General features: G+C 65.6%; 16 protein-coding genes. 10 read left to right on the top strand and 6 right to left on the bottom strand.

The window, feature by feature from the left end; all coding sequences use genetic code 11:
- Window positions 1-60 precede the first annotated feature (60 nt).
- Window positions 61-966: a LysR family transcriptional regulator gene (locus NCG91_RS14190; protein ID WP_251350141.1), complete on the top strand. Its 906-nt coding sequence runs from the start codon at window positions 61-63 to the stop codon at window positions 964-966.
- Window positions 967-1,066: 100 nt separating this feature from the next.
- Window positions 1,067-1,468 (top strand): ribosomal maturation YjgA family protein, encoded by a 402-nt coding sequence (locus NCG91_RS14195; protein WP_251350142.1) that lies wholly within the window; start codon window positions 1,067-1,069, stop codon window positions 1,466-1,468.
- A 2-nt stretch (window positions 1,469-1,470) separates the two neighbouring features.
- Here NCG91_RS14195 and NCG91_RS14200 read toward each other — a convergent pair whose 3' ends face one another.
- From NCG91_RS14200 to NCG91_RS14210, 3 genes are all read right to left on the bottom strand, one after another.
- On the bottom strand, window positions 1,471-4,296 hold the full coding sequence (locus NCG91_RS14200) for a M16 family metallopeptidase (protein ID WP_251350143.1): 2,826 nt from the start codon (window positions 4,294-4,296) through the stop codon (window positions 1,471-1,473).
- A 78-nt stretch (window positions 4,297-4,374) separates the two neighbouring features.
- Entirely contained in the window at window positions 4,375-4,725 is a 351-nt protein-coding gene (gene traM, locus NCG91_RS14205) for a conjugal transfer transcriptional regulator TraM (protein WP_251350144.1), read from the bottom strand.
- Window positions 4,726-5,454 (bottom strand): P-loop NTPase family protein, encoded by a 729-nt coding sequence (locus NCG91_RS14210; protein ID WP_077408658.1) that lies wholly within the window; start codon window positions 5,452-5,454, stop codon window positions 4,726-4,728. It abuts the gene before it with no gap.
- 212 nt (window positions 5,455-5,666) lie between these two features.
- Between NCG91_RS14210 and NCG91_RS14215 the strand changes: the two genes are divergently transcribed.
- Window positions 5,667-7,439 (top strand): GGDEF domain-containing protein, encoded by a 1,773-nt coding sequence (locus NCG91_RS14215; protein ID WP_251350145.1) that lies wholly within the window; start codon window positions 5,667-5,669, stop codon window positions 7,437-7,439.
- Here the strand turns inward: NCG91_RS14215 and NCG91_RS14220 are convergent.
- Window positions 7,429-7,911 carry a CinA family protein gene (locus NCG91_RS14220; protein WP_251350146.1) on the bottom strand — a complete coding sequence of 161 codons (483 nt, stop codon included), beginning with the start codon at window positions 7,909-7,911 and terminating at the stop codon, window positions 7,429-7,431. The genes NCG91_RS14215 and NCG91_RS14220 overlap by 11 nt on opposite strands.
- Before the next feature lie 223 nt (window positions 7,912-8,134).
- On the opposite strand from NCG91_RS14220, the gene NCG91_RS14225 reads away from it, so the two are divergent.
- The 3 genes from NCG91_RS14225 to NCG91_RS14235 are packed head-to-tail and all read left to right on the top strand — an operon-like array spanning window position 8,135 to window position 13,356.
- The gene (locus NCG91_RS14225) at window positions 8,135-8,752 is read left to right on the top strand and encodes a TOL_0243 family YfiR-like periplasmic protein (protein ID WP_180278680.1); all 618 of its coding nucleotides are present in this window, start codon (window positions 8,135-8,137) and stop codon (window positions 8,750-8,752) included.
- Complete coding sequence (locus tag NCG91_RS14230) at window positions 8,753-10,783, top strand: sensor histidine kinase, YfiR-like protein-associated (protein WP_251350147.1); 2,031 nt, start codon at window positions 8,753-8,755, stop codon at window positions 10,781-10,783.
- Window positions 10,780-13,356 (top strand): EAL domain-containing protein, encoded by a 2,577-nt coding sequence (locus tag NCG91_RS14235; protein ID WP_099666383.1) that lies wholly within the window; start codon window positions 10,780-10,782, stop codon window positions 13,354-13,356. Before NCG91_RS14230 ends, NCG91_RS14235 begins: the two co-directional genes overlap by 4 nt.
- A gap of 3 nt (window positions 13,357-13,359) precedes the next feature.
- Here NCG91_RS14235 and thiL read toward each other — a convergent pair whose 3' ends face one another.
- A complete protein-coding gene (gene thiL, locus NCG91_RS14240; protein ID WP_251350148.1) occupies window positions 13,360-14,340 on the bottom strand; it encodes a thiamine-phosphate kinase in 981 nt (326 codons plus the stop codon).
- 89 nt (window positions 14,341-14,429) lie between these two features.
- Between thiL and NCG91_RS14245 the strand changes: the two genes are divergently transcribed.
- A complete protein-coding gene (locus NCG91_RS14245) occupies window positions 14,430-15,023 on the top strand; it encodes a hypothetical protein (RefSeq protein WP_251350149.1) in 594 nt (197 codons plus the stop codon).
- Between the two features lie 2 nt (window positions 15,024-15,025).
- Here NCG91_RS14245 and NCG91_RS14250 read toward each other — a convergent pair whose 3' ends face one another.
- Window positions 15,026-15,547, bottom strand: coding sequence for a MarR family winged helix-turn-helix transcriptional regulator (locus tag NCG91_RS14250; RefSeq protein ID WP_099668348.1), 522 nt, complete (start codon window positions 15,545-15,547; stop codon window positions 15,026-15,028).
- A 125-nt stretch (window positions 15,548-15,672) separates the two neighbouring features.
- Here NCG91_RS14250 and NCG91_RS14255 point away from each other — a divergent pair, with 125 nt between their 5' ends.
- From NCG91_RS14255 to NCG91_RS14265, 3 genes are read left to right on the top strand one after another with little or no spacing between them, the layout of a single operon-like run.
- A complete protein-coding gene (locus NCG91_RS14255; RefSeq protein ID WP_099666386.1) occupies window positions 15,673-16,860 on the top strand; it encodes an MFS transporter in 1,188 nt (395 codons plus the stop codon).
- Between the two features lie 40 nt (window positions 16,861-16,900).
- A complete protein-coding gene (locus tag NCG91_RS14260) occupies window positions 16,901-17,494 on the top strand; it encodes an SMI1/KNR4 family protein (protein ID WP_251350150.1) in 594 nt (197 codons plus the stop codon).
- A complete protein-coding gene (locus tag NCG91_RS14265) occupies window positions 17,478-17,846 on the top strand; it encodes a hypothetical protein (protein WP_251350151.1) in 369 nt (122 codons plus the stop codon). Before NCG91_RS14260 ends, NCG91_RS14265 begins: the two co-directional genes overlap by 17 nt.
- Window positions 17,847-17,863: the final 17 nt, after the last annotated feature.

The raw sequence follows: 17,863 nt of genomic DNA on the forward strand, positions 1-17,863 counted from the left end.
AGCAACGCCATTTATGCACTAGACTATCTTATCGAAGAACATTTATGAGTTGAATTCACAATGGCCAGACTGGAAGTGAATCGTTCCGGCGAGCTGGAAGTATTTGTGCGCGTGGTCGAGCTGGGCGGCTTTTCCGCCGCCGCGCGCGTTTGCGGCATGACGCCATCGGCCGTCAGCAAGCTCGTCTCGCGGCTGGAAGAGCGCCTGGGCGCGCGCTTGCTGAACCGCTCCACGCGCCAGCTGCAGCTGACGGCCGAGGGCTGCGGCCTGTACGAACGGGGCATGCGGGTGCTGGCGGCCCTGGACGAAGCCGAGCGCTGCGCTAGCGTGCAGGATGTGCCGCGCGGCAAAATACGCGTGAATGCGAACGTGCCGTTCGGCCAGCATTTTTTGCTGCCGCTGGCGCCGCTGTTCCTCGAACGCTATCCGCAGGTGACGCTCGACATCGTGCTCACGGATGCCGTGGTCGATATCCTCGAGCAGCGCACGGACGTGGCCGTGCGGGCCGGTCCCCTGAAAAGTTCCAGCTTGCTGGCGCGCAAGCTGGGCCAGACGCGCATGGTCATCGTGGCATCGCCAGGCTACCTGGCGCGGCGCGGCACGCCGCTGCTGGCGGCCGACCTGGCGTCGCACAATCTGCTCGACGCCAATTACGCGCGCGCCCGCTCGGGCTGGCCGCTGCGCTTGCCCGAGGGGGACGTCGTCGTGCCGGTCACCGGTAATGCGCAGGCCAGCGATGGTGAAGCCTTGCGGCAACTGGCGCTGGCGGGGCTGGGATTGGCGCGCCTGGCAGCCTTCCAGGTGCGCGGCGATATCGCGGCGGGCCGTTTGCAGGCCGTGCTGGAAGCGTTCAACCCGGGCGACAGCGAGGACGTGCATGCCGTCTTCGTGGGGCAAGGCGGGCATGTGCCGCTGCGCGTGCGCGCTTTGCTCGATTTCCTGGCGGAGAACGTCGACCTGGACTGAGGGTAGCCAGGCGCATTAGGCTACAGGCGGACACGGCCGCGCAGTACAATATCGGACGGGCCGCAATGGTTCGGCCCGTATTGTGCCTTTGAATGGAAATATGTTCCTGGTAAAACCTGAACGCCGCCGCCTGCTGCAGGTGGGCGCAACCGTGGCTGTCATCGCGCTGGGCCTGGCCTCGCGCGCCTATCCCCAATTCCTTCCCGCTGCATTGGGAAAATATCCGGGCGACGCCCTGTGGGCCATGATGATCGTCTTTGCGCTGGGCGTCCTCGCCACGCGCATGCGCACGTGGCAACTGGCCTTGTGGTCTCTGCTGATCTGCTTTGCCGTGGAATTCGGCCAGCTGGTCCAGGCGCCGTGGATCGTCGAGCTGCGCGCGCATCCGCTGGGACACCTGGCGCTGGGTTCCACCTTCGGCTGGGGTGATTTGATCGCCTACACGGCCGGGGTGGCCGTGGCGGCGATCATCGACAAGCTGGCGCTGTTCAAGCGCCGCTAGTCTTATTTCACGTTACCTTCAGCATCGCGCAGTTCCACGGGCGCCAGTTTGAGCTTGCTCAATTGCGGGGCGATCTTCGCCTTGTCGCCCACGCCGATGACGATCAGCTTTTCCGGCTGCAGGTATTTTTTCGCCACCTGCTGCACTTGCTTGTCCGTCACGCTGGCAAAGCGCTGCGGCAAGGTCGTGTAATAGTCGAGGCCCAGGCCGTAGATATACGCGTTCGCCATGCTGGCGCTGATGCTGGCGTTCGTGTCGAACTGGCCCGGCAAGGACAGCACCTGCGAATTGCGCGCATTCGCCAGTTCCTTGCTGCTCAAGGGCTTGGCGATCATGGCGCGGATCTCCTTGACGGTTTCCGATACGGCCGGGCCCGTCACATCGGTGCGCACGCTGGCGGCAATCGAGAACGGTCCAGGCTGATTGCGGTACTGGAATTGCGAGCGCACGCCATACGTGTAGCCCTTTTCTTCGCGCAAGTTGGTGTTCAGGCGGCTGGTAAACAAGCCGCCCAGCGCCGCGTTCATCACTTGCAGCGGCGCGTAATCGGGCGTGGCGCGCGGCACGGCGATGGCGGACAGGCGTACGGCCGTTTGCGGTGCGCCCGGCTTGTCGACCAAAATCAGTTTTGCCTGCGTCGTCTGCGGCGTGGCGGCCACGGACTGCGCCACCGTGCCTGCCTTCCAGCTGCCGAACTTCGCTTCGGCCAGCGCCTTCAATTCCGCTTCGCCGATATCGCCCGAGACAATCAGCGCCGCATTGTTCGGCAGGTAATGCTGCTGCCAGAACGCTTGCAGGTCGGCGCGGCTGGCCGCCTTCAGCGCCGCTTCCGTGCCCAGCTGGATGTAGCCGTACGGATGTTGCGGGCCATACAGGGCCGCCGCTTCCACGCGGGCCGCCACGGCACCCGCGTTTTCGCGCTGCTGCGCCAGCTGTCCGATGCGGCTGGCGCGCTGGCGCTCCACCTCTTCTTGCGGGAATTGCGGGTGCAGCACCACGTCGGCCAGCACGTCCAGCGCTTGCGGGAACGTGGCTTTGAGCGATGTCAACTGGGCAAACGAGGCATCCGTGCCGGAACCGGTGCTCAGCAGGGCGCCCAGTTGCGCCACATCGTCGGCGATCTGCGGCGCGCTGCGCGTGGCAGTGCCTTCCTGCAGCAATTGCGCCGTAAAGCTCGACAAGCCCGGCTGCGCCGGCGGATTGGCGCCCGAGCCGCTCTTGATCACCAGCTGGCTGGAAACGAGCGGCACGGCCGGATTGTAGTGGTGGATCACGGTCAGGCCGTTCGCCAGGGTGAACGACTTGCCTTGCGGTAGCACAATCTTCGGCGCGGGACCGGCCTTCGGCACGGCATTGCGCCATGGCTCGTCCGCATTGATGGCCGTGCCTGGCGCAGGCTTGACCTTGCCCGGCGCCGGCGTCGGTACTTCCGCGCCCAGGTCCGGCTTGCCCGGCACGCCGTAGACGACGACGCGCGACTGGTTTTTCAGGTAGGTATCCACGGCGCGCTGCACGCCGGCCGCCGTCACCTGGCGGTAGCGCTCGATATCCTTGGCCAGGTAGCCGGGGTCGCCCAGGTACTGGTTGTATTCGTTGAGCAAGTTGGCCACGCCGCGCCCGCCCATTTTTTCCACCTGGCTCAGCATGGTGGTCTCGATGCTGTTGCGCGCCCGTTCCAGTTCCTTCTCGGTGGGGCCCTTGGCGCGCAATTGCTCCAGCTCCACTTGCAGCGCTTGCTCGATTTCCTCGGGCTGGTGGCCGGGGCGCGCCGTCGCGTCGATGGTGAAGATGGACGTGAGGGCATTCGAACCCTGGCTGGCGCCCACGTCCTGGGCGATCTGCTTGTCGTACACGAGCGATTTGTACAGGCGGCTGGACTTGCCGCCGGCCAGGATGTGCGCGGCCATCGACAGTTCCGCGTCATCCTTGGTGTAGGCGGACGGCGTCAGCCAGGCCATGAAGACGCGCGGCAATTCGACCCGGTCCTGCACCACGATGCGGCGTTCCTGCGTGATGGGCGGCGTCACGACAGCGGGTTTCGGCACGGCCGGGCCGCTCTTGAAGCTGCCGAAGTATTTGTTGACCAGTTCCTTGGTCTTCGCCTTGTCGATATCGCCGGCGATCACCAGGCTGGCGTTGTTGGGGCCATAGTATTTGGTGAAGAAATCCTTGATGTCGGCCAGTTTCGCGTTCTGGATGTCCGCGTGCGAACCGATGACGCTGGCGTAATACGGATGGGTCTTGGGAAACAGCTGGTGGTACAGGGCTTCCTGCACGATGCCGTACGGCGCATTTTCCACGCTCTGGCGGCGCTCGTTGCGCACCACATCCTGCTGGTTCGTCAGCGCCGTCTGGTCGAGCACGTCCAGCAGGTAGCCCATGCGGTCGGAATGCGTCCACAGGGCCAGTTCCAGCTGGTTCGACGGCACCGTGTCGAAATAATTGGTGCGGTCGAAATCCGTGCTGCCGTTCGAATCGGTGGCGCCCGCGCCTTCCAGCAACTGGTCGGCCATGCCGCGCGGCACGTGCTTGGTGGCGGCAAACATCATGTGCTCGAACAAATGCGCAAAGCCCGTCAAGCCCGGCGCTTCATTGGCCGGCCCCACGTGGTACCAGATATTGACGGCCGTGACGGGCAATTTATGGTCTTCCACGAGAATGACGTCCAGGCCGTTCGGCAAGGTGTATTTTTCGTAGGCGATGTGCGGCACGGCCGTCGCGCCCATGGGGGCCGCCGCAGCCGCATCGGCGGCGTGGGTCAGGCTCAGGGGAGCGCCGTACAGCGACAGCAGCAGGGCGGGGAGGGCCAGCAATTTGATCGGTTTCATGCATGCTTCCAGGGATAGGTGGAGGAGACGCTGCGGCTCGCTCGTGGCTGGCGCAGCGCGACGGTGCTACGGTCGGTGCTACAGTTTATACAACAGGGCCGCGCCGCCCAGCACCAGCAGCGCGCTGGCGATGGAGACGATGGCCGCGGCGCCCAGCAAACGCCATTCGCGCGGCGTGAAGCCTGCGGCTGGCGTCGCCTTGTCGGCAAGGCTGGCCAGGGACGCCGGCGGCAGCTCAGGCAAGCCGCCCGCCGCGCGCGCCTGGGCCGCCAGCGCTTGCGTGGCGGCGTCCAGCATGGCCAGCTGGCGCTCGACGGTTTCCGCCAGCACGGCTTCGTTCAGCGCCACCAGGGCGAATATCGGGTCATCGACGTCGATCTTGATGCCCGTCTTGTCGAATACGTGGCTGCGCAGTTTGTGCTGGTCCATCTACCACTGCACCTTGTCGAGCTGTTCGAAGATGTCGCGGTAGACGACCTTGATGCGCTGCTTTTCCATGATGTTGAACTTGTCGTTCTGCAACACTTCCTGCATCGTCAGGCGCGCCGTGTTCATTTTCTTGACGTCCGCGCCAAAGGTGTCGGGATTGCGCTGGCTCAAGGTGATGCTGCCTTTGACGCGCGCGCGGTTGTCGCTGTACGACTGCGATTCGACGAATTGCTTGCCGGACGCCGATTGCAGCAGGCCGAAGTGTTCGTTTTGCCACAGCACCAGCGGCACGGTCGTCGCTTGCGCCGTGGCGACAAAGCCCGTGGCCGTGTCGTGCAGGGTGTCGCCGCCGCCGACGATGGTGTGGATGTACACCTTGCGGCCCGATTCTTGCAGCAGCGAAAAACAATCGTTTTCCAGCAGGTAGCCCATCAGCGGCGAAAACGTGTTCGCGCCATTGTCGACCACGCAGTTGCCGTCTTCTTCGAGGATGTCGATCATCAGTGCGTCGAAGCGTTTCGGGTCGATGTTGCGCGCATCCGTCATCACGGGCACATGCTTGACGTTCATCGCCTTGTAGCGCGAGAACGTGGCGTTTTCCTGATCGGTGTCATAGCAGCGCAAAGGCGTGCCGTCCTTGCCGCCTATCCACTGGGCCAGCAGGGTCGAGACGAGGGTCTTGCCGATGCCGCCCTTGCCCTGCAGGATGAAATGTACCGTGTTTTGCATTGCGACTACTCCAAGTTGTTGCGTCAGTGACAATCAAAGATCCGTGACAGCGGCGCAGGCGCCCGGCCAGGCCACGACTGGCATTTTTACCACAATCCTTTGCAAATATGCCATGCGGAACAGCGAATCTGGTTATGATGTTAATCAGGATACCATTGATACAGAGCAAGTTTTGTGTGAAAAATCCACCCCAGAGTGTGAACGAGGACGCAGTGCCGATCTCCAGTCTCGATAAAGCCGACATTGACCGTCTGAATCAGCAAGCCCTGTCTTGCCTGGTCGGCAACCGCCGCCAGGCGCGCCGGCTGGCGCAGATGGCGCTGGCGGCGGCGCAACGGCAACAGTATGCGCGCGGCGGCGCGTATGCGGAACTCAATCATTGCTGGCTGGCGTATTACGCGGGCGAGGCCGAACCGTCGTGCGAACGCCTGGACGCGTATTTCCAGCACAGCGGCGACCTGGAAGGGGGCATGGAAGTGGCGGCCCTGCAGGGCGCGTATGCGAGCCGGCGCGGCGATTTTGCCGATGCCGAGCAGCATTTCCTGCAGGCGCGCAGCCAGGCCGCGCAGATACCCGACTCGCTGCACAAGTTCATGCTGTACGCGCGCCTGGGCGTCGATGCCCTGAACCGCGGCGATACGCAGGACGGTCCGCGCAATTTCCTGCTGGCACTGGACATCGCCGAGCGTTTCGGCAGCCCCGCGCACCGGGTCAACAGCCTGTCGAACCTGGCGTCGTCGCAGCATGACCTGGGCAACGATGAAGACGCCATTCCCCTGCTGGTCGAGGCGCTCGACATCATCGGCGCGCAAAAGCTCAAATACCAGCAAACCATCGTTTCGGCCAACCTGGCCATGTGTTTATTAGCCACGGGCAAGCCGGCCGAGGCGCTGGCGCTGGTGGAGCCGTTTTACGAGTGGCCGGAAGAAGACCTGGCCGTGCGCGCCTTTTTGTTTTGCATCGCCGCCCACGCCGCCATCCTGCTGCAACAGCCGGCCAGCGCCCTGCAATTGCTGTTGCGGGCGGAAGAATATGCGCGCCGTGGCCAGGACCTGGAAGAGCAGATGCATGCGTGGCTGGTGCGCGGCAAGCTGGACTTGCACGCGGGCCAGACGGCGCAGGCCCTGGCCTCGCTGACGCAGGCGCACAGCCTGCTGAGCTGGACGCGCAATCCGTTTCACCAGCAGCAGATCTTGCGCGGTTTGTCCGATATCAATGCCCAGTTGGGCGAATGGCAAGCCGCGTATGGTTTCCTGCAGCAATACCAGGCCGCGTACGAGGCCAGCAGCAAATCGGCGCGCGCTTCGCGCAGCCTGATGCGCAACCTGGAAAAGGAAATGCACAGCCTGAAAGCGGAGCGCGACAAGGCGCTGGAGCTGCAGGCGGCGCGCGAGACGGAAAACGCCAAGCTCGAGCACCTGAACCGCGAACTGGCGCACCAGATCCTGCACGTCAATTCCCTGCAGGACAGCCTGAAGGAGCAGGCCATGCGCGACCACCTGACGGGCCTGTACAACCGCCGCCATTTTGAAACTTGCCTCAATGCCATCCTGCACGAAGCCGATGCGGATGCGCCCGTGGCCATCGCCATCATCGACCTGGATTTTTTCAAGCGCGTCAACGACACCTATGGGCATAACTTTGGCGATGAAGTGCTGATCCAGTTCGCGCGCCTGGTGGAAGGCCAGTTGCGCGGCAGCGACATGCTGTGCCGCTATGGCGGCGAGGAATTCTGCCTGCTGTTGCGCGAAGCCGACAGCCTCATCGCGGCGCACAAGATCGACGATATCGCCGCGCGCTACCGCCAGCTGCTGATCCAGCAGGCGCCGCACAGCTTGTCCGGCTGCACCTTTTCGGCCGGCATCGCCGAGTATCCGCGCCACGGCGCCGGCCGCCACGAATTGCTGATGCGCGCCGACAGTGCCCTGTACGCGGCCAAACAGGCGGGCCGCGACCGCGCCTGCATCGCCGATGCTACTGGATAAAGCGCAGCAGTTCCCGCAGGGCGTGCGCCACGGCCTGCTCGCGCACGGCCTGGCGGTCGCCGGCGAAGACCCGGCGCTCTGTCTGCACGCGCCCGGCCATGGCCCAGCCGAAGCAGACGGTACCGACGGGCTTGCCCGGTACGCCGCCCGTGGGGCCGGCGATGCCCGTGGTCGAGACGGCCACCTGGGCGTCGCTGTGGCGCAGGGTGCCTTGCGCCATGGCGGCGGCCACTTCTTCGCTGACGGCGCCGTGTGCGGCGATCAGCGCGGCGGGCACGCCCAGCATGCCGGTCTTGGCCCCGTTGGAATAGGTGACGAAACCCCGTTCGAACCAGGCGCTCGAGCCGGAGATATCGGTGACGGCTTGCGCCACGCCGCCGCCCGTGCACGATTCGGCCGTGGCCAGCAGCAAGCCCTTCGCTTGCAAGGCCAGACCGAGCGCGGTGGAGAGGGGGACGAGTTCGTTGCTCATGGATGACTCCTGCAGGCGGTGAAAATGGTGGCAAGACTGTAGCATGGCCAACGGTAAAAGAAACTTTCCCCGGTCACAGCGAAAATGCGTACACTCTTTTATACATTTGCTACCACTTCGGGCCGGCAGGCGCTCTGTCGCTGCGCCACCCTGGTGCGCATCGCTCGAACAGGCCAGCGGCATGGTGCCGCGCCTTCGTATGCATTATCTTTACTCGGTTGTCATGGCAATTCTGAACTGGACCTGGTGGCGTCATCCTGGCCCCCTGCGCCACCCCGCGCGCGGCGCCGGCCGCCGCGCTCACCGCTGGGGCTGGCTATTGCTGCTGTTGGGCGTGCTGTGCGCGGAGACGCGGGCACAGGTGCCGGGGGAGCTGGAGCGCCAGGTCAAGGCCGCGTATCTGTACAAGTTTGCCGGTTTTGTCGAATGGCCCGACGGCAGCTTTGCCCGGCCCGACGCGCCGCTGGTGATCGGCGTGGCGGGAGCCGATGCGCTGGCCGAGCAGCTCGAGCAGAGCGTGGCCGGGCATAGCGTCAACGGCCGCGCCGTGCAGGTGAAAAAAGTGCGCCGCGGCGAAACGCTGGCCGGGCTGCACGTGCTGTACCTGGGCGCGCTGGAGAAGGCGGCGCTGCAGGAGATGCTGGCCGCCAGCCGTGGCCTGGCGTTGTTGACGGTGTCCGATTCGGATGAGGTCTACGCGATGGGCAGCATGATCAATTTTGTGATGGCCGAGGACAAGGTGCGCTTCGACGTGGCCCTGAAACCCGTGGCGCAGGCGCATATCCGCATCAGCGCGCGCATGCTGCTGGCCGCTTACCGCGTGCAGACGGGAGGCGCCTAGATGATACGACTGCGCTCCATCCGCCACAAGCTGATGTCGGTGGTCTTGCTGACCACCCTGGTGGCCCTCGTCATTTCGCTGGGCACCATCGTCGTCTACGACTTGCGCGCCTACCACCGCAACCTGGTGGCCGATATCAGTACCCAGGCCGAGCTGCTGGGGCACATGAGCTCGGCTGCGCTGGCCTTCGACGACGAACGCCTGGCGCTGGAAAACCTCAACCTGATGCGCATCCGCCCGCGCGTGACGGCCGGCGCCCTGTACAAGGCCGACGGCAGCCTGTTCGCCAGCTACCGCGCGAACCAGAATGTGGGCGAGCTGCCGGCGAAGGTGGGCAAGGAAGGCGAAAGCATCCAGGGCACCTCGGTGGAGCTGTTCAAGCCCATCGTCGACAATGGCGAACTGCTGGGCACCGTGTATTTGCGCGCCGACTACGAGCTGGCCGGCCGCACGGCCGATTACCTGGCCATCGCGCTGGGCGTGACGGTGCTGGCGCTGCTGGTGGCCTTGCTGTTGCTGCGCCGCCTCGATTTCGTCATCACGCAACCGATCCTCGATATCGCCGATGTGGCGCGCGAAGTGATCGAGACGGGCGACTATTCGCGCCGCGCGCGCAAGCTCAGCGTCGACGAAGTGGCGCAGCTGGTCGATTCCTTCAACAAGATGCTGGCCGAGATCGAGCTGCGCACGCAGGCGCTGGAGCGCTCGAACGGCGAGCTGGCGCGCGAAGGCGAGCAGCGCACCGAGGCGCAGCAGGAAGTCATGCGCCTGAACCAGGAGCTCGAAGTGCGCGTGCACGAGCGCACGGTGCAGCTGGAAATGACGAATGGCGAACTGGCCATGGCGATGGAAGAGGCGCGCAGCGCCAACTATGCCAAATCGGCGTTTTTGTCGTCGATGAGCCATGAATTGCGCACGCCGCTCAACGCCATCCTGGGCTTCGCGCAAATCCTCAGTTCCGACCGCCTGCCGTCGACCCTGGAGCAAAAGAAGGAGTTCGCCGGCCATATCCTGAAATCGGGGCGCCACCTGTTGACATTGATCAATGAAATCCTCGACCTGGCGAAGGTGGAATCGGGCACGGTCAGCCTGTCGCTCGAACCGGTGGGCCTGGACGCCATCTTGCAGGAATGCCGCGACATGATCGCGCCGCTGGCCAGCCAGCGCGGCATCGGCATGGCTTTCCCCGACGCCTGCCCCCTGAACGTGCTGGCCGACCGCACGCGCCTCAAGCAGATCTTGTTGAACCTGCTGTCGAATGCGCTCAAGTACAACCGCGAGCAGGGCGAAGTGAGCATCGCTTGCGCGCCGCAGGCGGGCGGGCGCGTGCGCATCAGCGTGCGCGACACGGGCGTGGGCCTCGACGGCGAACAGGTGGCGCTGCTGTTCCAGCCCTTCAACCGGCTGGGGCAGGAGGGCGGCACGGAAGAGGGCAGCGGCATCGGCCTGGTGGTCACCAAGCGCCTGGTGGAGCTGATGGATGGCAGCATCGGCGTGACCAGCGCGCCCGGCGAGGGCAGCACGTTCTGGATCGAGCTGCGCGTGGTCGATGCCTTGCCCGCGCCCGCCACCCTGGCCTTGCCGCGGCCGGACCTGGCCGGCGCGCTGCTCGAGCACAGCGCCCCCGTGACCTTGCTGTACGTGGAAGACAATCCCGCCAACCTGACCCTGGTCGAGGAAATCGTGCGCTATTGCCCGCAATTGCAGCTGCTGACGGCCACGGATGGCCGCCTGGGCGTGGAAATGGCGCGCACGCACCTGCCGCAGCTGATTTTGATGGATATCAACCTGCCGCACGTGAACGGCACGGACGCGCTGAAACTGCTGCGCGCCGATCCCCGCACGGCGCACATTCCCGTCATCGCCCTGACGGCCAACGCCATGCCGGGCGATGTGGAGCGCAGCCTGGCGCTGGGCTTTTACCGCTATCTGACCAAGCCGATCAACCTCGATGAATTTACCGAGGCGATCAACAGCACCCTGGCTTACGTGGCGCAGCAGCGCCGGCAGAAGGGAACAGGCGCGCCATGATCAGCCAGGCCGATATCTACGCGGCGAAAATTCTCATCGTCGACGACCAGGAAGTCAATCTGCGCCTGCTCGAGCATTTGCTGCAAAGCGGCGGCTACACGGCCGTCACCAGCACCCTCGACGCGCGCGCCGTGGCCGGCCTGCACCAGCGCCAGCAGTTCGACCTGATCATCCTCGACCTGGCGATGCCCGGCATGAGCGGCTACGAGGTGATGGATGCCTTGCGCCCGCTGGAACTGGAAGGCTATCTGCCCGTGCTGGTGATCGCCGCCGACCCGGACGCCAAGCTGGCGGCGCTGGAAGCGGGGGCGCGCGACTTCATCAGCAAGCCGTTCGACGCGCTCGAGGTGCTCACGCGCATCCGCAACATGCTCGAAGTGCGGCTGCTGCACCGCGCCGCGCGCCACTACAACACCTTGCTCGAACGCACGGTGGGTCAGCGCACGGCCGAACTGCAGCGCTTTCGCGGCGCCATGGACGCCACCACCGACGCCATCTTCCTCGTCGACGTGCTGGGCATGACCCTGGTCGACGTCAACGATGGCGCGTGCCGCCTGCTCGGCTATGCGCGCGCCGAACTGCTGGCGCTGGCGCCCGGCACCTTGCTGCCGTCGCCGCCGGCCCCGCCCTTGGCCGGGCTGCCGGGCGGCCCGGCGCACCTGGCCACGGAAGTGACGGAATGCGAACTGGTGCGGCGCGACCTGAGCCTGATACCCGTGGAACTGGGCTGGCACTGGTATGCGCAGGCGCCCGTGGCGGGCGGGCAGGGCGCGGGCGGCCTGCTGCTGATCGCCGTGGCGCGCGACATCAGCGAACGGCGCCAGGCGCAGGAGCGCCTGAAGCACCTGGCCCATTACGACGGCTTGACGGGGCTGCCGAACCGCAGCCTGTTTTATCAGACCCTGGCCCAGGCCGTCGAACTGGCGCAAGAAAAAAGCTGGCGCATCGTGGTGCTGTTCATCGCGCTGGACCGCTTCAAAAGCATCAACGACACCCTGGGCGCGGCGCTGGGCGATGAATTGCTGCGCCAGTTCAGCAACCGCCTGGTCGAATGCGTGCGCCTGCGCGACACGGTGGGACGCCTGGGCAACGACGAATTCGCGCTCATATTGACCATGAGCCGCAACCAGCAGGAAGCCGTGGCCGTGGCGAACCAGGTGCGCGAAGCCTTGCGCGCGCCATTCGACTTGCGCGGCCATGCGGCCACCCTGACGGCCAGCATCGGCATCGCCATGTATCCGGACGACGCCACCGACCCGGAAACCCTGATCAAATACGCGAATACGGCCATGGGCGGCGCCAAGCAGGCGGGCCGCGACGGCTACCGCTTTTTCACGGCCGGTATGAACGTGCAGGTGCTGGCGCGGCTGGACCTGGAACTGGCGCTGCGCCATGCGCTCGAACACGAACAGTTCATCCTGTACTACCAGCCCAAGGTGGATTTGCGCACGGGCCGCATCAGCGGCGTGGAAGCGCTGCTGCGCTGGCGCCGTCCCGGCTACGGCCTGGTGGCGCCGGCCGAATTCGTGCCGGTGCTGGAAGACACGGGCCTGATCGTGCGCGTGGGCGCCTGGGTGATCCAGGCCGCCTGCCGCCAGATCGCCGAGTGGCGCGACAGCGAGGTGGGGCCCGTGCACGTGGCCGTGAACGTGTCGAGCCGCCAGTTTGCCGAAGGCGACCTGGAAGGCGAGGTGACGCGGGCGCTGGCGCTGCACGGCGTGGCGCCGGAATTGCTGGAGCTGGAATTGACGGAAACGGCGCTGATGTCGAACGCCGAGCGCACCATCGTCGTGCTGGGCAAACTGAAAAAAATCGGCGTGAAGGTGGCCATCGACGATTTCGGCACCGGTTACTCGAGCCTGGCCTACCTGCAGCGCTTCCCCATCGACAAGCTGAAGATCGACATCGCCTTCGTGCGCAACATCACCAGCAACCCGAACGACGCGGCCATCGCGCTGGCCATCGTCAGCATGGCGCACAGCCTGAAACTGAGCGTGGTGGCCGAGGGCGTGGAATCGCGCCCGCAGCTGGAATACCTGCGGCGCAACCGCTGCGATGAAATCCAGGGCTTCTATTTCAGCCGCGCCCTGCCGGCGCTGGAACTGGGGCAGATGATCGTGGCCGGCGCCGGCCTGCCGCCCGGCCACGACCCGGCCGCGCAGCCGGCGCAAACCCTGCTCATCGTCGACGACGACGTCAACGTGCTGTCGTCGCTGCACCGCCTGTTCCGTCCCGAGGGCTATCACATCCTCACGGCCAGCACGCCGGCCGAAGGTTTCGAGATGCTGGCCCTGCACCGCGTGCACGTCATCGTCTGCGACCAGCGCATGCCCAGCATGAGCGGCACGGAATTCCTCAGTAAGGTCAAGGAGCTGTACCCGGAAACCATCCGCATCATCCTGTCCGGTTACACGGGCCTGGAAGCCGTGCTCGATTCGATCAACCGCGGCGCCATCTATCGTTTTTATACGAAGCCGTGGGACGACACCCAGCTGCGCGACAACATCCGCCTGGCCTTCCAGCACTACTGGATGGTGAACCAGCCGGGGCTGGCGCGGGTGGCGGTGCGGTAGAACTTAGTCGCTGAAGTGGTCGAAAGACGATAAGCGCAGGTCGAGCGGCTGCCCCGTTGCATCCACCAGCCGCAAGCCCGCCTGCGCCTCGACGCTGCCCACGCGCGTGACGGGCGTGCCGCAGCTTGCCGCCAGGGCGGCGATGGCCTCGCGCGACGATGTCGGCGCCGTGAAGCACAGTTCATAGTCGTCGCCGCCGGCGGCCGTGTAGCGGCGGCGCACGCTGGCCGCTTGCCGCGCCAGCACGGGGCCGGCGGGCAGGGCGTCGACGTCGAGAGTGGCGCCCACTTGCGACGCTTTCAATATGTGGCCGAGGTCGCCCACCAGGCCGTCCGAGATGTCGATGGCCGCATGCGCGAGGCCCGCTTCGGCCAGCGCGCAACCGAGCGCCACGCGCGGCGTCGGCGTGTGCATGCGCGCGCTTGCTGTCAGCAGGTCGGATGGCGCCAGTTCCTGCTCCATGCGGTAGCCGGCCAGCGCCAGGCGCGCATCGCCCAGGGTGCCGCTGACCCAGATATCGTCGCCCGCCACGGCCGCGCTGCGGCGCAGGGCCTGGCCCGGCGCCAGTTCGCCAAACACGGTGATGCAGATATTCAAAGGGCCCTTGGTGGTGTCGCCGCCGATCAATTCGCAGCCGAAGGCGTCTGCCAGCGCAAACAAGCCTTCGGCAAAGCCGGCCAGCCAGGCGCGTTCGGCTTGCGGCAGGGCCAGGGCCAGGGTAAAGGCTACGGGACGCGCGCCCATGGCGGCCAGGTCGGACAGGTTCACGGCCAGGCTTTTGTGACCGAGCATGCGGGCGTCGGCGCCGGCAAAGAAGTGCCGGTCCTCGACCAGCATGTCCGACGAGATGGCGATCTGCTTGCCGGCGCCGGGCGTAATCAGCGCGCAATCGTCGCCGATGCCCAGGGTGGCGCGGCCGGGGCGCTGGCGCACGAAATATTGTTTGATCAGGTCGAATTCGGAAAGCGCGTCGTGTGGGGCCATGGCGTGGTCTGTTCGTTGAATGATGGTGTGGCCCGGCTATTATAGGCTGGCCTACAATACAGGCCTTTGCCACCGCCGATCTTGCCCCTATGCCCTTCCACGATATCCACGCCCTGATGCAATCCTATCTTGACGATGGCTGGCTGCGCGAGCCGCAGACCGTCGGCCTGGCCACGTTCACGGCACCGGAACTGCTGGCGCGCGGATTTTACGAGCTGTGCGATGGCGGCCAGCTGTGCCTGTATGAGGATGAGCGCTGGTTCCGCCGCGCCAGCCGGGCCGTGCAAACATCGTTCAAGGTGTATCTGCAAGGCGGCCGCTTGCATGCGAATGGATTGGAACTCGGTTATCAAGTGCGCCTGGCCAGCGTGCTGCGCGCGGCGCGGCGCCCCCTGCCGCCGTTCCGGCTGCTGCTGGAAAGTGGCGCCCACAGCGGGGCGCTGCTGTTCGACAGCGGCCTGGTGCTGCAGTTCGCGACCAACCTGCATGGCGCGCCCCGCCATTATTTCCTGACCCTGGTCGAGGGGCAGTTGCCCGATCCCGGTGCGGGCGAACTCGACCTGCGCGCCGCCAGCGAGGGCCACGTCCAGGCCCTGTATGGACACTGTGCGCCGGAAGAATTGCAGCGCCAAGCCCGGCGCGGCCATGCGGCCCTGCGCGAGCTGGCGCGCCTGCTTTCCTAAACTTAAACTTTCTTCGCCTGCGCCATGCCGTGCAGCAGCTTGGCCAGCAACTGGTCGAGCTGGCGCTGCTCGTCCGAGTTCAAAGCCGAGAGCATCGCGCGCTCGTTGTCCACGTGCAACAGCACCAGCCTTTCAATCAATTCCAATCCCCTTTGCGTCAGGGCCACCAGCACGCCGCGCCGGTCCGTCGGATGCTTCCGGCGTTCGATCAGGCCGGCCGCTTCCAGGCGGTCGATGCGGTTGGTCATGCCGCCCGAGGACAGCATGGCCGCCTCATACAGGGCCGTCGGCGTCAGCGCATATGGCGCGCCCGAGCGGCGCAGGGTGGCCAGCACGTCGAATTCGCCCGGCTGCAAGCCGTGTTCCGCAAACAGGGGGTTGAGCCAGTCGCGCGCCATCAGCTGCGCCACCGTGCCCAGCTGGCCCACCAGCTGCATGGCGTTCGTATCCATCTGCGGCAGTTCGCGCTGCCATTGTGCGGCGGCAAATTGCGCGCGCGTGTGTTCTTGCGGGGTATCAGTCATGGCGTCATCCATTTATCTCGACATCAAGATACATTTCTATCTTTATGTTAAGATACTTTTCATCAAGTTATTTTATATGACGCATTAAACCATGTGCCTCCCAGCGAGGCAAGGACTACTCTCCCATGCCATCCGAACGCCCCGTCTCTTCCCCGCTTCCCTCGTCCGCCCTGGTGGTGGCCGCCATCATCCTGCTGGGCCTGAACCTGCGCCCCATCCTGGCCGCCATCGGCCCCTTGCTGGACAGCATCCAGGCCGGCACGGGCCTCAGTAATGCCGACGCGGGCTTGCTGACCACCGTGCCCGTGTTCGCCATGGGCGTGTGCGCCTTGCTGGGCGCGCAGCTGCAGCGCCGCCTGGGCGTGGCGCGCGGCATCGGCATCGGCATCGCCATCATCGCCTGCGCTTGCGCGCTGCGCTGGCCCTTGCACGGCAGCGGCGGCCTGATCGCCACGGCGGCCCTGGGCGGCCTGGGCATCGCGCTGGTGCAGGCGCTGTTGCCCGCCTTCATCAAGCGCCATTTCCCCGCGCGGGCAGGGCAGCTGATGGGGTTTTATACGACGGGCATCATGGGCGGCGCGGCCATTGCCGCCGCCTCCGCTTCGCCCCTGGCGCAGTCGCTGGGTTGGCAGGCGCTGCTGGCCCTGTGGGCGCTGCCCGCCGTGGCGGCCGCGCTGCTGTGGCGCCGCGCGTCGGCCTCGCGCGTGGACGTGGCCGGCGGCGCTGGCGCCAGCCTGCCCGTGGGCAGCGGCCGCGCCTGGCTGCTGATGGTGTTTTTCGGCATCGGCACGGGCGCTTACACGCTGGTGCTGGCCTGGCTGCCGCCGTTTTATACGGAACTGGGCTGGAGCGCGGCCGACAGCGGCTTGCTGCTGGGCGGCCTGACCCTGGTGGAAGTGCTGGCGGGACTGGTTATTTCCAGCGTCATCCACCGCTTTCCCGACCGCCGCATCCTGCTGCTGTCCGTCTTGCTGGCCGTGCTGGCCGGCCTGGCTTGCCTGATCGTGGCGCCCGCGCAACTGGCGCTGCCCGCCGTGATATTCCTGGGCTGCGGCATCGGCGCCCTGTTCCCCCTGTCGCTGATCGTCAGCATGGACCATGTGACGGACCCGGCCGGCGCCGGCGCGCTGCTGGGCTTTGTGCAGGGCGGCGGCTACATCATCGCCAGCAGCATGCCCTTCATCGCCGGCCTGATCCGCCAGCATTCGTCCAGCCTGGCGCAGGCGTGGATGGTGATGGCCGCCGGCGTCGTGGTCTTGTTGCTGATCGCCGTGCGCTTCGCACCCGGTGCTCATCTGGCCCCGTCGCGTTAGCGTGCGCTTGCCGGGTGCCGGCAGCTGCTATATTTCGCCCATGAACATCGTCGACCACTATTTGACAGGATTGCGCCAGGCCATGCCGCCCGAGCCGCTGGCGGAGCTGGCGCTGGCCAGCGGCGCCAGCGCGGCGCAACTGGCCAGCCTGCGCGAAACGTATCCGCTGTGCCCGGACAGCCTGCTGCGCTTGCTGGGCCTGTACAACGGCACCTATTATCAGAAGTATGCGGGCGGCACGGTGCTGGTATACATGCTGGGCTCGGACGTGTTCGAGTATCCGTATTACCTGAGCTCCGTCGAGCAGATCCTCAAGGATGGGCAGGCGAACCAGCGCAGCATCGCCGACATCTACGGCCATTATCTGGACGACGATCCCGGCATTGTCGACGCCCGCATCGACGCCGGCATCAAGCAGGGCCAGCGCCTGTGTTTTTCGCATTGCATGAACAATGGCGGCTCGTCCCGGCTGTATATCGATTTCACGCCCACGGCGTCCGGCAAGGTGGGGCAGGTGGTGCGCTTCCTGCACGATCCCGATAGCTACCTGGTCATCGCCGACAGCTTCGACTCGTATCTGCAGATGCTGATCGATGACGGCTATGCCTTCCTGACCGATGAAAATTTTGAATAACCGGGCCGCGCCGCCGTCCCTGCTGCCCGCCAACCGCCGCATCGTGCTGTCCGGCGAGGATGCGCTGCGCATCCTGCGCGAGATCGAATTCCTGCTGCAGTCGCTGCAGCACATCGGCCGCCATTATTATCCCGACGGCGACGATGACGGCGCCGATGCCCTGCGCCGCGCGCAGTATTGCGCGGAGACGACGCGCTTCATCGACGCGCAGCAAGCGACGACGCGCCTGGCGCTGATGCGCCGCATTTTGTCCGCGCCGTTCGACGGCACCCTCGGCGCGGACGACATGGACGATATCGAGCGGGCCGTCGCCGCGCTGCCGCTTTGGTGCGCCGCCGATATTCCATCATAAAAACTAATTGAAATCTA

This window comes from Janthinobacterium kumbetense (assembly GCF_023703445.1).
Lineage (GTDB): Bacteria > Pseudomonadota > Gammaproteobacteria > Burkholderiales > Burkholderiaceae_D > Janthinobacterium > Janthinobacterium kumbetense.

Bases quoted from the DNA above. Each gene is read 5' to 3' on its own strand.
- NCG91_RS14255 (WP_099666386.1), top strand. From the start codon at position 15,673: ATGCCATCCGAACGCCCCGTCTCTTCCCCGCTTCCCTCGTCCGCCCTG.
- NCG91_RS14190 (WP_251350141.1), top strand. From the start codon at position 61: ATGGCCAGACTGGAAGTGAATCGTTCCGGCGAGCTGGAAGTATTTGTG.
- NCG91_RS14230 (WP_251350147.1), top strand. From the start codon at position 8,753: ATGATACGACTGCGCTCCATCCGCCACAAGCTGATGTCGGTGGTCTTG.
- NCG91_RS14200 (WP_251350143.1), bottom strand. From the start codon at position 4,296: ATGAAACCGATCAAATTGCTGGCCCTCCCCGCCCTGCTGCTGTCGCTG.
- NCG91_RS14260 (WP_251350150.1), top strand. From the start codon at position 16,901: ATGAACATCGTCGACCACTATTTGACAGGATTGCGCCAGGCCATGCCG.
- NCG91_RS14245 (WP_251350149.1), top strand. From the start codon at position 14,430: ATGCCCTTCCACGATATCCACGCCCTGATGCAATCCTATCTTGACGAT.
- NCG91_RS14225 (WP_180278680.1), top strand. From the start codon at position 8,135: ATGGCAATTCTGAACTGGACCTGGTGGCGTCATCCTGGCCCCCTGCGC.
- thiL (WP_251350148.1), bottom strand. From the start codon at position 14,340: ATGGCCCCACACGACGCGCTTTCCGAATTCGACCTGATCAAACAATAT.
- NCG91_RS14250 (WP_099668348.1), bottom strand. From the start codon at position 15,547: ATGACTGATACCCCGCAAGAACACACGCGCGCGCAATTTGCCGCCGCA.
- NCG91_RS14235 (WP_099666383.1), top strand. From the start codon at position 10,780: ATGATCAGCCAGGCCGATATCTACGCGGCGAAAATTCTCATCGTCGAC.
- NCG91_RS14210 (WP_077408658.1), bottom strand. From the start codon at position 5,454: ATGCAAAACACGGTACATTTCATCCTGCAGGGCAAGGGCGGCATCGGC.
- NCG91_RS14265 (WP_251350151.1), top strand. From the start codon at position 17,478: ATGAAAATTTTGAATAACCGGGCCGCGCCGCCGTCCCTGCTGCCCGCC.
- NCG91_RS14195 (WP_251350142.1), top strand. From the start codon at position 1,067: ATGTTCCTGGTAAAACCTGAACGCCGCCGCCTGCTGCAGGTGGGCGCA.
- NCG91_RS14220 (WP_251350146.1), bottom strand. From the start codon at position 7,911: ATGAGCAACGAACTCGTCCCCCTCTCCACCGCGCTCGGTCTGGCCTTG.
- traM (WP_251350144.1), bottom strand. From the start codon at position 4,725: ATGGACCAGCACAAACTGCGCAGCCACGTATTCGACAAGACGGGCATC.